This window comes from Desulfomonile tiedjei (assembly GCA_016212925.1).
Lineage (GTDB): Bacteria > Desulfobacterota > Desulfomonilia > Desulfomonilales > Desulfomonilaceae > JACRDF01.
Genome location: JACRDF010000010.1, coordinates 36,996 through 50,425, shown reverse-complemented (window position 1 = coordinate 50,425; position 13,430 = coordinate 36,996). Strand labels below are relative to the sequence as shown.

At 50.8% G+C, this 13,430-nt stretch carries 13 protein-coding genes and 1 pseudogene; 5 read left to right on the top strand and 9 right to left on the bottom strand.

What is annotated here, in order from left to right; genetic code table 11:
* Nucleotides 1-53 precede the first annotated feature (53 nt).
* The 9 genes from HY913_04225 to HY913_04185 form a co-directional block, all read right to left on the bottom strand.
* Nucleotides 54-866, bottom strand: a complete 813-nt coding sequence (locus HY913_04225) for a hypothetical protein (GenBank protein ID MBI4962460.1) — start codon at nucleotides 864-866, stop codon at nucleotides 54-56.
* A gap of 463 nt (nucleotides 867-1,329) precedes the next feature.
* Nucleotides 1,330-1,506, bottom strand: coding sequence for a hypothetical protein (locus tag HY913_04220; GenBank protein ID MBI4962459.1), 177 nt, complete (start codon nucleotides 1,504-1,506; stop codon nucleotides 1,330-1,332).
* On the bottom strand, nucleotides 1,478-2,017 hold the full coding sequence (locus tag HY913_04215; GenBank protein MBI4962458.1) for a hypothetical protein: 540 nt from the start codon (nucleotides 2,015-2,017) through the stop codon (nucleotides 1,478-1,480). Before HY913_04215 ends, HY913_04220 begins: the two co-directional genes overlap by 29 nt.
* Nucleotides 2,018-2,029: 12 nt before the next feature.
* Nucleotides 2,030-2,299 (bottom strand): hypothetical protein, encoded by a 270-nt coding sequence (locus HY913_04210; protein MBI4962457.1) that lies wholly within the window; start codon nucleotides 2,297-2,299, stop codon nucleotides 2,030-2,032.
* Nucleotides 2,300-2,327: 28 nt separating this feature from the next.
* Entirely contained in the window at nucleotides 2,328-2,882 is a 555-nt protein-coding gene (locus tag HY913_04205) for a hypothetical protein (GenBank protein MBI4962456.1), read from the bottom strand.
* A gap of 397 nt (nucleotides 2,883-3,279) precedes the next feature.
* The gene (locus tag HY913_04200) at nucleotides 3,280-3,603 is read right to left on the bottom strand and encodes a hypothetical protein (protein MBI4962455.1); all 324 of its coding nucleotides are present in this window, start codon (nucleotides 3,601-3,603) and stop codon (nucleotides 3,280-3,282) included.
* A 304-nt stretch (nucleotides 3,604-3,907) separates the two neighbouring features.
* Complete coding sequence (locus HY913_04195) at nucleotides 3,908-4,687, bottom strand: DNA adenine methylase (protein MBI4962454.1); 780 nt, start codon at nucleotides 4,685-4,687, stop codon at nucleotides 3,908-3,910.
* A 33-nt stretch (nucleotides 4,688-4,720) separates the two neighbouring features.
* Nucleotides 4,721-6,199, bottom strand: a complete 1,479-nt coding sequence (locus HY913_04190) for a hypothetical protein (GenBank protein MBI4962453.1) — start codon at nucleotides 6,197-6,199, stop codon at nucleotides 4,721-4,723.
* 243 nt (nucleotides 6,200-6,442) lie between these two features.
* Nucleotides 6,443-6,865: a hypothetical protein gene (locus HY913_04185; protein MBI4962452.1), complete on the bottom strand. Its 423-nt coding sequence runs from the start codon at nucleotides 6,863-6,865 to the stop codon at nucleotides 6,443-6,445.
* A 189-nt stretch (nucleotides 6,866-7,054) separates the two neighbouring features.
* Here HY913_04185 and HY913_04180 point away from each other — a divergent pair, with 189 nt between their 5' ends.
* From HY913_04180 to HY913_04160, 5 genes and pseudogenes are all read left to right on the top strand, one after another.
* The gene (locus HY913_04180; GenBank protein MBI4962451.1) at nucleotides 7,055-7,357 is read left to right on the top strand and encodes a hypothetical protein; all 303 of its coding nucleotides are present in this window, start codon (nucleotides 7,055-7,057) and stop codon (nucleotides 7,355-7,357) included.
* A gap of 119 nt (nucleotides 7,358-7,476) precedes the next feature.
* A complete protein-coding gene (locus tag HY913_04175; protein MBI4962450.1) occupies nucleotides 7,477-9,246 on the top strand; it encodes a recombinase family protein in 1,770 nt (589 codons plus the stop codon).
* A pseudogene (locus HY913_04170) lies at nucleotides 9,231-10,118 on the top strand (YifB family Mg chelatase-like AAA ATPase). The gene HY913_04175 and the pseudogene HY913_04170 overlap by 16 nt, the downstream one beginning before the upstream one ends.
* 377 nt (nucleotides 10,119-10,495) lie before the next feature.
* A complete protein-coding gene (locus HY913_04165) occupies nucleotides 10,496-11,425 on the top strand; it encodes a hypothetical protein (GenBank protein MBI4962449.1) in 930 nt (309 codons plus the stop codon).
* A 268-nt stretch (nucleotides 11,426-11,693) separates the two neighbouring features.
* Entirely contained in the window at nucleotides 11,694-13,421 is a 1,728-nt protein-coding gene (locus HY913_04160; protein MBI4962448.1) for a PAS domain S-box protein, read from the top strand.
* Nucleotides 13,422-13,430 lie beyond the last annotated feature (9 nt).

The window sequence follows — 13,430 nt, the reverse complement described above, 5'->3', positions numbered from 1 at the left end:
TGACATATCTGAACAGCTATACGAAGAAAAACAGTTTCTTGTTTCCTTTTCGTTTAGATCCGTCGTGCCTCTTGTTCACGTCTTGTCTTCGTCTCTTTCTCGTAGCGCGCAAATTCTGTGTACATCTCAATTAGCTTGGCATAGTTCAGGTCAAACTGCTCCATCCTATTCCAGTCCAACCCCTTACCTGGAATCAATTTCTTCGTATCAATTGCTACTTTCACGTAGACCAGTGAGTTTCGTTCCAAATATCTGAGCAGATGGGCGTTGCACTTACCCTCAATAATTTTCTTGTCCAAAGCGGCCAATTGGGCATCAGAGTCAATGTCAAATCGTGTGTTGTCCTGGCTAATCACCGGCGGTACTGAATCCTGAGCAGGAAGACTGGAGTCCTCTACCCAGTTTGGGGGGTCCCATACCTGTATATCGTCTATTTCTTGCTCGGGTTCCGCGTCCTGGAATGAGTCCTGACTAGACGCGTCAGGAGGAACCTCCAGCGGAACCTGAAGAGGTACTGAATTAGATGACCCCTTGGGACTCTTTGGGGTAGGACTGATAGACGTATTCGTTTCACATTCATCAATAAGGGCCTGAAGACTATCCATGCTTACTTTGTACCTGTTGACCTCTCCAGAGCCTTGCTTGAAACGCCTCACGGTTAAGATTCCAGCCTTCTCCAAAGTTTGTGTTGCCCTGATGATGGTTCTTTCTTTCAGGTTTGTCTGTTCGATGATTGACTGAATGGATAGATAGACCTCATCGTAGGGAAAGTCTGACCAAAGAAAATACTGAAGCAAAAGGATACTTGTAGAAGGCAGTTCCTTACTTAGTTTGACCATATCAAGCGCATGAAAGTTATGATTCACTGTTTCCTCCGGGAGTATCTGACATTGTGTCACCCAAAGATCTTTCTTTTTGTACTTATAAAGAAATAAGAATAGGAGTAATGGTACATAAGTACAATGTCCTTATTTCAGTTGACACTTTGTCAGTAGCACATCTTGTATATGGTTCCATTTTGACACCACTATATGTTGTGGTGGTTGATAACCAGTTGATATTTCAATATCTGACATTCTGACAGTAGGTGCCACTTTGTCAGATACTCTGGCATCTGACATTCTGACAGTAGGTGCCACTTTGTCAGATACCAAGATCATCATACTATTCCTCTTCCAGATTCGTCCCGACCTCGGTATCGAAGCACCTCACATATAGCCCCACAACTCTCCCTCCACTGGCAATGAGAACAGCACGTGAGATGTCCGTGGTGTTGGCCGTAGCAAAGTAACCTGAGTTCGTGCAGTTCGTTTTCAGTTTCTTGTGCTTTCATTGTAAGTCTCCACTGGTGGTGATAGCCTCGTACAACAATAGTTCAGCCATCTCCTGGACCTTGTCTGCCTCCTGGGAGAGCCGCGTGAGTTGAGATAGGCTCACGTGAGGTTCTCCTTTGAGTTGTTGTGACGTGTGATAGAGTTCAGATATTCTGTCGTGTAGCATTTTCATATTCGATCCTCTTTTGGTAACGCTCACAAAGCCAATCAAAGTAATCCTCGTCCCACTTAAATAAAGGTCTGAGATCCTCACGTTTCAGTCCAGATTTGGACAATAGATCGTGCAATTTTGTGGCGGAATCTCTCTGTATTTCCTCAGAATCATTTTTAAGGTCTTCTAACAGATTTGCGCACCTTCCTGGAAGACCTAATACTTCGGCTATTTCCTGACCCAATGGCGTGAGCACAAACGTTTCTTTTCTCCCAGCCTCCTCTGCATTTGCTATTCTCAACAATCTTAGTTTTCGGACCTGACTGATTGTTGAGAGTTTAGCGCGAGCGAGGGGAACCATTAGCGAGTTCCGCGGTTCAGGCGGCATGACTGCCCACCCCTGAGCGGTATTTTCGAGGACGTAACCCGAATAGCTGAGTGCCATAATTACTTGCCTAGCGTCTTCTGAGAGTTCTTTCAAAATGCTTTTTGTCTCGCGATTCCTATCGCGTAGATCTCTGAGTGAGCCCATGCCTTCTCCTCGTTAGGATTTCGTGAATCCATCAATGAAACTCTTGCCTGTTGTGGCAATTGAGTTAATATCGCGGGCGATTTCTCCAGTTTTCTCTGCTGCCTCCACAATTTCCACGAACTCGTCTGGGTCATCAATGCTCGCTGCGAGTTCCCTATTACCTAAACATCTGGCCCACACGCTCTCCAATAGACTAAAGCCCTGCTGGAGGTGAGACCTCATCTCGTCAATCATCTGCTCCAATTCTTCAGAGGTGGTAGTAGGGGGTTGTTGCACTTCCAATGCCTGTTTCCTGTGTCGTAGTTGATCTCTAAGCGAGCCCATTCCAGTCACCTTCCTCCCATGCACGTTTTACTGCCGGCCTGTTCCTGAACATTTTCAGGCCGTCAATGTCAATCCGCTCCAAGGTGGAGCCTTCCAGCAAAGCATCGCCATAAAGCAGGTTGTCGATCTCCTCATCAGCCATTTCAGCAAACTCACGTTTGAGAAGAGCAAACGCGTCTTCTTCAGTGATCCACTCATTGTCGTGGTCATCCAGGTCCGTTTCCAAAGTCTCCGCGGCATGTCTGGTAACATTGCCGACGAGCCGAGATGGAGTCTTCATTAACGAAAACCTGATACGTCCGGTCATTTCGGGCCAATTTGGCTGCTCAACTGTCAAATAGGAGCCTCTGATAATAATGTCTGACCTCAGCAGCGACTCTACTTCAGCCACTGGGTTAGAGAACTCCTCCCGGATAAGAACCACAGACTTTGTGAATGATATTGATTTCCCGTTAGAGCGTAGGTAACGCTCTAATACCGCCTGGACGTGTCTTATGCCGTTGTCATCCAGTGAACGGTCGATCTTAAATTTTGTTTTCATAACCATCTCCTTTCAGTTATTCACTACCGGCAGTCACCGGTCGTAAGAAAGACGATTCTTAGTCTTGAGTTTCTTCCTCTGGCCATTGTTCATACATATCGTCAGGCGAATTAGACTCTCGGAGGCGACACATATATAGCATCTGACATGCGTCCATACGCCCGCACTCATACTGGCAGTAATATGGATAGGGAAGATCATAGGGATCGCACGACCCGAAACATGCCGGATAATACTGTTCCTGGTAAAACCTCTCTGGGTCATTCGTCCATTCCTGATAGTCCTGCTCCCACTGCCTGTCCTTGCATTCGTCAACAGCCTTTTCTTCTGCTCTCACAGTTGTTCTTATGCCTCGTAATGATCCCACAGTTAGTCCTCTCTGCCTGAAAGACTGTTTTCACTCTTGAGTTTCTTCTCGCTCCATATCCTCCAGCCACTCCTGCTGTTCAAGCTCCTCCACTCGCGGGTCCCCCTCCTCCTCCCAAAAAATGTCAATACAGTTGTCTTGCCACAGGCACCATTCGCACGGGGAAGGGCCTATCCAATCGTCGATACAACCCAAACACGAGGGGCGAAAGTACTGCTTGTAGTGACGCTCAGGATCACTCAACCAGTCTAGGTAGTCCTGCTCAAACTGCTTGTCCTGCGCCTCACGTTTGCGCGCCTCCTGCGCTTTCTCATCTGCTCTGACCTCGGTTTTTATGCCTCGTAATGATCCCACGTTTTCTCCTAGTATTTATCGACTACGCGCCTTCCACCATCGGTGAGACTGCTTCTTGTCGAAAAAAGCAAATGGGTCTTTGGAGCCCATTGTTTTCCAGTAGCACGGGTCTGCGGCCCAGCACGTTTGGCACTCAGGTGGTCGTTCGTCACCGGGGTATGAGCCAAAGCACCTCCGGCCGTCGGAGCAGATCCGCTCCGCCTCCCAGTGCAGCATATCTTTTGGTGATTGTTTCTTGGCATCTCGTGGACGTGCCATGACTGCTCCTTTCAGAAAGACAAAATTTGTTGAACATATCCAGCGCTCACGCGCATCTCTTGAACCCCGTCGGTACGACGATATCGTCGCTCACAATGAGAATTTCATTGCTGTAGTTGCTCCGGCCCATCCCCTTGTGCCACAGCCCGGAGAGGTCAATGATAGTGTGATCTGAATACATAGATCTGATAGTTGGATGGTTCCCATACGACAAAATCCATCGATCACGCTTGCTCAAAATGCTGCAAAGCTCCCTATGGTCTATTTCACTATAGGGGTATAGTCGGCTACGCAGGATATATGGTGGATCTAAATACGCGAACATATCAGGATATTTCAGCAGCGCGGCGCGATAGTCCAAATGCTCGACGTGCAGATTGGGGCAGTAAAACAGAGCCATATCTCTGAGACATCGAGCATTGCTCAGTTTGGCTCTGCGGGACTGGCTGTACCCGGCGATAAGACCACCAGAGTTAAAGCTGCACCGGTTCAATAACCACCATTCGACTGCGCGTAGTGGCGAGAGATCCAAACTGTCAATTTCGTCTCTTCGACGGTAGAACCTATCGGAGTCCATCAGAGGCTCAAGCAGAGTGACCAGTTCAGCCATTAGTAGTGGTGCATTGAGCATCCAGTACCAGAAATTGTAGATATCCGGGTCTATATCACTGCCAAAAACCTCAATTCCTTGGGAGCAGCAGAAACGCTCAAATTTGGCTGCTCCCAGGAAGGGAGTGACTAATTGTGTTATTCCCAGAGGAATAAAGAGCCATAGAAACGGAATGGCAAGCTCTTTTGCTCCAGGGATTGAAACGAAGTCGGGCATAAAAAACCTCCTATAATAAATTCATTCTCGATCCTAAGCACTCGCACCTGCCTGACGCCCCGCCTCTACGCGGCGGCCCTTTGCAGTCCTCTTCTTCTTTTCCTTCATGACCTTCTTGGGGGGATTGCCTGGATTATGTATCAACAGCCTGCATTCAGCGTCATCGGGCGGCAGACCTTCTCCAGCCATGATCCATTGGCAGGAGTTAAACTCAGTAGGATTCCTCTTGATGGCAGCGAGTATCCATTCAGGTATGTCAGGTGTGGTAGTCTCGGTAGGCTGCGCAGGTGACTCCTCACTCCTCTCGACCTGATCTGCCGCGGCCCGTCTCTTAGCAGTCTCGGCTTTGCATTCCTGCTCATCGGCGCAGTTGGGGCAACTCCCACCCATAGCATTTGGGTTTGCACTGGGATGGTCACCAAAACACTTGTCACGCTTCTTTCCAGTGCTCTGAGATCCAGCAGCAGGAGGCTCCTGTGGTGGTGGTGGAGTGGTTGTGGCCTGTTCAGGAGTTTCGACCGGCGGTTCTTTTTCATTCCCGGCATCAGGACCAGGTTTTTGACTGGCCTTGGCTGCTTTCTTGTCCTTCCTCACCTGAGCAGCAGCGGCTTTGACAGCCTTCTTACCACCGGCAAAAACCTTCTTCTGCTCTTCAGGTGGGAGTTCGAGCAGGTGAATGGCGGCAGAGACTGTGTTCTCACCACTCTCAACCTTTTTGACCAGTTCAGGAGAGCCTTTTTTGATTAATGTTGCAGCGTCCTGGACCATACGATCTGAAACGTTTAGGAGTGCAGCGACATGCTCACGAGCGCGACCTTTGTGACCATCGGGAGAATTTTCCCCAACCTCTTTGCCTGCCTTCTTGCGTTTCTCTGCCTCTTCAGCAAACATTGGCAGGAGGCGCGCACCCAGCACGGCGCGCTGGGACTCATTCATGTGACGACGGGCCAGATTTCGGCTGAGGATATAAGCAATAACATGGGCCTCATCTCTGATATTGAGTTCCTCATAAGTGAATGGTATGCCTGCGGCCTCACAAACCCTCTGGCGAAAACGCCCATCGACACCAACCAGTTTCTTGGCCTTGGGGTCTTTCCAAACCTTGCCCGGCTCTGTCTGTCCATTCTGCTTAATGTCATCGAACATCGCTGCAAACTCAGCACCTTCAGGGATAGGGAACATCGCAGCGACGGGGTGCCATACGATCTCCTCTGTTTTAGGTTTTTTAGCCATATCCTTCATCCTCCTCTCATTTTCGGCTGCCTCTGCAGCCTTTTGATCTTCTTCAGCCCATATCTCTTGGACCCGTACTGACAACCAGTTCCACCGCCACTCGCCCACAGGGCTGAGCCATTTCAGGTCCAACAACTTGAGATTGTGTTTATTCAGGTAGTTGCGGAGTTTAAGGGCCGCGGCGTGAGCCTCGGCACGAGCCTCGCCATGTTCCTCGTGGGCTGATTGAGGCGCTACCATCATCAAAAGTTTCACGGCCTTACCCAGGTTTGCAGACACCCTAGCCTCCATCTTGATCTAGCTCTTACCTCTCGTTCTACATTCTCCTGTAATAGATAGCTCATAAATGGGATAATTTGTCAAGACATATTTTGGGGTATCATTATGAGGTATATAGAGGAGCATATCTGGGGGCGGAATAATAGCGCGCAGAATTTTTTACAGTGCTTTTTATGGGGGGTTCAAAGGGAGGGAGATGGTAGGAGGCGCATAGATAGCGCCTCTACCTGTTAAGGGGAGTCATCATTTTTTACCCTTTTTGCTGGTGAGCTTCGCGTACCGGGCCGGCAGCTCTGTGATATCAACCTCCAATGCCTTATTGGCAGAGTCCCACTTAGCATCAAATTGCTCTGCGCCACGGGCATGACCGGTAACAGGCACGGTGCTAAAAAATGATCTGGCACTCAGCATTGCAGTGCCCCCAGCGCGCGAGAAATGGACCTTTCTGCTTCCCGCCTGCTTTTCGCAGGGTATTATCCAAAACGCATCAGGTCTCTCTTCTACAACACCCAACTTCACGTATTTCACTTCCCGGCCATAGCCCTTGACGATTTTATCCCACGCTTCCTTGTAGATCGTGATACGACCCAACGAGGGATTCAAACTCACCACGGAACCGGCTCCGTGGCGGGTATCCCCAATAATTTTGAATTCATACTCAGGCATTTTTAGGACCTCCGGGTTTTTAAGGAGATATTGGACCAACTGGAGAAAAGGGTACTATAACGACACGGTGGAGTCAAGAAGAAAAGAAAGAAACTATTTATGGACATTCTTTACTGATCTTGCTAATTATCTAGCTATGACTTATAATACCTACGATACTCATGGGAAAACGTTTTACCGGAGGTGACCTTGCGAACCAATGAAATGCTTACAGCCCTCTTCTACGATAATGGGAAACTTCAGGTCAGAGAGGGCTGCATTTATCCCGCCGAGGATATGCTCAAGATTGGCGTCCATAATTATCAAGGCATGTCAGTATTCGAGGCCAAGGCGCGGATAGAACAGCGTCATGCAAGTTATAAGGCCCAATGGTTCGGGCCGCGTTGCAGAATAGATTCAGGGAAATGGGTCAAAGTTGGGACGGTCGCGGACGAGCGTGGAGAGGTTAAGTTTGTCCTTTGCGTAAGGCGAAAACAGGGGTTTGATTGTTGAAGAATAAGGACCAGGACTGGAGCTATTTGGATGATGCGCGCACCTCAAAACCCAGCTTGACAGGCCGCTCTTCTAGCTTTAGCTTGCGGTCGTAATTCCCGCCAGGAAGGGGCCAATTTATGTCTATCGCATCTTATGTCCGCGTCTCGACTCAAGATCAGGAGGCTCGCGGAACCTATGTGAGCCAGATCAACGCCATCAACGCTTTTTGTGCAGCCCGTGGTCTTCAGGTCAATGAATGGTTCCAAGAGCAGGAGTCCACATTGAACCTCGACCGCCCCGAATTCAGGAGGCTTATAGAGGGACTTCAGACCGGAACCATAACCACTGTCGTTGTGGCGGCTCTTGATCGCTTTAGCCGCAATCAGATCGAAACACTTCAGGCCATAGAACTCTTCAAGGAAAGGCAGGCTAATTTCTACTGTATCCGAGAGAATATCACCATCATAGACGGCAAGGCTGACTTCGCGTCAGAAATGATTATCAGCGTCTTATCCCTTTTCGCAAAGAATGAGCGTGAGACGATCAAGGTCCGCACTGTGGCTGGTAAGAAACGCAAGACCGAAAAGGGGCTTTGGGTCAATGGGCAGGCTCCGGTCGGGTATGAATTGGACAGGCAGAGCAAGATTCTCAAAATAAATAGTGAAGAGGCTGCCGTGGTGCGTCGTATCTGGGATGAAAAACTGGCCGGCAGAGGGGTCAACGCGATTCTGAAGTCTCTCACTATGGATGGCATCCCCATGTTTGAGCAGCGGGTCAAGTTTGCTGGAGTTAGAAGCTGCCAGGTTATCAGGCGGGAGCGGTCTTCCGCGTATTGCCGAATTAGAACTGCACACGCCGACTATCAGGGGTGCTCCGAGTGTATCAAGCAGCACGGGGGCGACGTGGATACCAAAAACTTGTGGGCCAAGAGCACTGTTACAAAAGCCCTCAAGAATATGGTCTACCTCGGATTCGTACCCGTTGCGGACGATCAATGGATTGCTGGCTTGCACGAACCTTTGGTTACCAAAGACGAGTGGGACAAGGTACAGACAAGCTTTGTGGAGCGATATGCAAGAAAAAATAAGGTTTATCCAAATAACCCACTAGCAGGTCTCGTCAGGTGTGGAAGGTGCGGACGCAAAATGTTTGTGACCACGGCAGGAGCTAAGACGCGTCGGGACGGTTCAAAGGGATATGAGTGGGCAGCTTTCAGATGTCCCGGCCACAAGGGGGGATGCTGCTCACAAGGCAGCATCAGCGTTAGGATAGTTCAGGAGGAAGTTTACAACTACCTAGACCAAATGTTCCTTAGCGACGAAGTCGCGACGCGCCTCCAGTCCTCGTTTGAGAGACTGCTTCAAAACTGGACAGGAGAGACCGCGGATGTCCCAGCACTAGAGCAGGAGATATCCACGTTGGAGGGCGAAAGGAAGAAATTGGTAGCACCCATAGCAGAGGCAATTGACAAGGGTTTTATGGAACTATACAGGACCCTCATGGACAAGGCGAGTGCTCTGGACATTCGCATAAAAGGGCTTCGTAAACAGATTTCTCTGTCAAAGCTACACTCTGAAACTCAGCGGCACGAACTGGAGAAAGTGTCCTTTGAGGAGATTTTCGCAGGTGCTGTGGCAGGATGGGGTGCTGCCCGCCAACTCTCAACGGAAGGACCATCAGATGTGGTCAGGACCAAGACAGGTGAACTTGTATCTGAAGTAGTAAGAAGCTTCGTAAGAGGAGTTACAGTAGACGGACGCGAGGTAGAGGTAGAACCTTATTTTTCTGAGGAGTGGTTTGAGGAAGCGGGGCAGTATTTACTGTATGCTGTCATCCAAATACGGCAGCATTTCTCAATGAAAACAAGGAGTAATGTGGCTTTATATAAAGACATAACATCCTTATGATCGGCCCGCCCGGTTCCGGGAAGACCATGATTTCCCAGAGGATACCTACCATACTTCCCCAGCCGGTCTTTGAGGAAGCCCTCGAGACCACGAAGATCTATTCGGCAGTAGGCCTGCTGGGACGCAACGGATCGGTAATGACCAACCGGCCTTTCCGCTCGCCGCACCATACGGTCTCCGACGCAGGCCTCATTGGTGGCGGCGTGATCCCGCGGCCCGGCGAGGTCTCTTTGGCGCACAACGGGGTGCTTTTCCTGGACGAGCTGCCGGAATTTCGCAAGAACGTGCTGGAAGTGCTCCGGCAGCCGCTTGAAGATGGCGAGGTCACCATATCCCGCGCGCAGATAGCATGCACTTTCCCTGCCCGGTTCATGCTGGTGGCCGCGATGAATCCCTGCCCGTGCGGATACCGCGGAGATCCCAAACACACTTGCAGTTGCTCCGGACAAGCCATACAGCGGTACTGGAGCAAGATCTCAGGGCCGCTTCTGGACCGTATAGACATACACGTGGAAGTGCCTTCGGTGCAATGGCGGGACCTCACCGGAATTGCCGACGGGGAATCCTCCACAACAATCAGAGAGCGAGTCAATGCGGCTCGCGAGGTGCAGCTCAAACGCTTAAACGCGGCCGGGCTCTTCTGCAACGCTCAAATGCGTTCCGCTCTCATCAAGAAGCATTGCGGGCTGGATAGTCAGTCCATGTCATTTTTGGAAAAAGCGGTCGAGAAGCTCGGCCTGTCCGCACGGGCGTACCATCGCATCCTCAAGATCGCCAGGACCATCGCGGACCTTGAGGGCTCGGAAAATATTCAGTCTTCACACGTCGCGGAAGCCATTCAATACCGATCCCTGGATCGACAGTATCATTAGGTTGAGGCCCCGCCGCAAGCATTCAGTTATGCGGGAGTGGCCCAATACTATTTCACCGCAGAGCACGCGGAGGGCGCAGAGAAGAGGTATGGGCGCACCGTGCGCCCATACCCTCAGCGATCTCAGCGATCTCTGCGGTAAAGGATTTTCTTTTTTGCTTGGCGAAGCACCCCACGTAACTGAAAGGATACCGCACTTGGAAGATAATCATTGACCAGAGAGCCTTTTTCTGATGCAATCGCATAAATTCCGAATGTAACGCTATTGTAATTTGCCTGACAACAGTTTCCCATTCACGTGGGGCAAATAAGGTCCCGTGGTGGGTTGAATCCTAAAGGCAGCAGGACCGTTGCAGGCGTTTAATTGGAGGTCGGGCCGTGAAGAAGCTTTCCGCTGTCCTCATGGGTATGGTGCTGTTGTGCTTTTTTGCCGCAAACACCCCCGCGCAAGGTTTCCTCGGGAGTGACGGAACATCGAATTCCGCCGGTTTTCCTTTCCGTCTGGCTGGGAACGTTGTTGGCACTGGGGACATCCCCGGGCGTGGCCTCGTGAGCGCCCCAACCTTGTACTTGGGGTGGCTCGAACACTCCAAAGGGAACACGTGGGCCCTTCAGCGTCAGGATTCAACCGGCACCGCTCCTTGGCCGCTCAAAGGCTTTTGGCTTGGCGCAAGCAAGGACTTCTCGCTTGATAACGGGTTCGGGTTGCTCGTTTCGGGATCTGTCTTTTTCCCTCAGCGTAGCGCCGGTACATGGTTCAGGGATTCTCTTGGCCGTTCGTTTGACTTTGAGATCCCTTCGTACGACTGGTGGTCGCTGGACGGCCTTCTCAAAGGCCGCATGTTTGGCGATCTTGAGGCCCTCGCCGGCTTCCGGTGGGATCATACGAGCACGAGGGTCAATTACAGCGACAACACGGAGGACGATTATATCCTCAATGCTTACGTTCCGCTCTTTGGACTCCAGATTCGTCAACCGTTTTCCAGCGGTTGTGTGCTCGTCCGATTCGTTGGCTCCCCATGGGTTGGTGGACGGCTTAAATACCATTACTGGGACCGGCTCGGTTTTGCCGAATTTGGGGACTTTGATGTGAGAAGAGGCACTTTTATGGAATTCTTCATGGATTATTCCGTCAAAACCAAAGGCAACCTCAGTCTGGGAGGATTTGCGAAGTGGAATGCCCTCCACGTGAAAACAGCCGAGGCAAGCCTCTCCGGGTCCACAACAGATCCTGTCGCGTGGAGCGTGAATATCAGGTCGTGGACGGTTGGCGGAACCGTGTCCCTGGGGTTTTCCAGCCCGCTTTAGCCCGCTCTTCTTTCAAGAGATCTATTGCCTTAGAGACCGCGGAGTGTAGGAGCGGTCGGCAGAAACTGTCTCAAAAGTCCGTGAAAGCCACGTAGGGGCGCACGGCCGTGCGCCCCTACAAGAATCGGTTCCCCCGCGTAGCAGAATGCTTCCAGCCTCCTTCCGGTTTCGCTTGATTCTTCCGTTCATTTGAAATATCCTGAATGATATTGCAATGGTATTTATGGCATGGCCGCGTGGCCGGGTTAAAGACGGCGGGGGAGTCCCCATGAATTGGGAAGATGGTAACTACATGGTGCCCGAAGCCAGGCAGAGTGAAGCTGAAATTGGATCTCTCCACTTAGCTCGGGTAGAACACCTGTATTATCAGGGAATAGCGGGCATAAGAGGCTCGCTGGTCGCGGCGATTATCTTAACGGTTTCCTTGTGGGGGAAGACCCAGCACTCGTGGCTGATAGGTTGGCTGGTCTGTTACGCTATGGCTTGCGCCACGGGCGAAGTCCTTTTTCGCTTCTATCGCGAAGCCTCGGATTGGGAGAAGAGACGTCCTGCCTGGGGTAGGCGCGCGATCATCCTGTCTGTGGTCGGAGGCATACTTTGGGGCGCAACACCTCTCCTGTTGTTTCCCCATTCAGTTTTCTATCAGGCATTGCTCACTTTCGTTCTCGGCGGCATGAGCGTAGGCGTAACGATCTCTCATGGAGCCGTGGCGGCAGCTCACATCCCTTTCATCCTGGCAGTTTACACACCTCTCATCGGCCGGTATTTCTATGAGGGCGATGAAATCCACATTACTATGGGGATTCTGCTGTCGGTCTTTATGGTGTACCTGATCACCGCAGCTAGACGGATGTTCGCTACCATTACCGAGTCCTTTAACCTTAGGTTTGAGAAACAAGCGCTGATAGAGGGCCTTAAAACGGAGAAGGCCGCAAGCGACAAACTTAATGAGAACCTCCGCTCAGAAATTCGAGAGCGCAGGCAGGCCCAAGAGGCTCTCACGGAGAGCGAAGCTAGATATAGCCAGTTATTCGAGATGTCGCCATATCCCATGGTCGTCCATGATGGCCAAAGGGTTTTGCGGGTAAATCCGACGGCCGCGGCACTCGTCGGAGAGGCGGACCCCGCGGCGATCTCTGGAAGGTCCATTTGGGATTTCATAGATCCTAATTTACGTGGAGAAGTGCAAGAACGGATCACGCGGCTGGCAGAGGGTACCGGAGCCATAGAATTCCTCGAAATAAGGTTTCTCTTACAGGACGACGCTATTGCTGATGTGGAGGTTGTCTCTGTTCCCACGACTTATGAGAGCATGCCCGCTATCCTCGCCGTAGGCCGCGACATCACGGAGGCAAAGAGGGCGGAGGCAAGGCTCAAAGCTTCGTTGGAAGAAAAAGAAATTCTTTTGCGCGAGATTCACCATCGAGTGAAAAACAACCTTCAGGTGGTTTCCAGCCTCCTCAAACTCCAATTCCGGTGCGTCGGCGATAAATCCGTCGAAGAAATCCTTTTTGACACCCAGAATCGCCTGTTGTCGATGTCTCTTATCCATGAAAAGCTATGCCAATCTCAAAACGTGGCAAACATTGATTTTAGAGGATATATCGATGGGCTCCTGTCAAACCTCCTGCAGTCATTCGGCGCCAATAGGAGCGTGATAACGTTGAAAAACAATGCCGAAAGAGTATTTTTGACATTGGACACGGCCATTCCATGTGGATTGATTATCAACGAACTGGTCTCCAATTGCCTGAAACACGCCTTTCCCGAGGGAAGGAAAGGGCTTGTCCAATTGGGTTTGGAACGGAATGGCCAGGGCCTTGAATTGGCTATAGCGGATAACGGTGTGGGCCTGCCTGCCGATCTCGATGCCACCGGTTCGCAGACCTTGGGCTTGCGTTTGGTCAACACTTTGGTCAGGCAACTCGGCGGCGAAATCACCGTCCACTCGAAAGAAGGAACCGAATTTCGTATAAGACTGCCAATTGCTTGTTGACAGTAATTC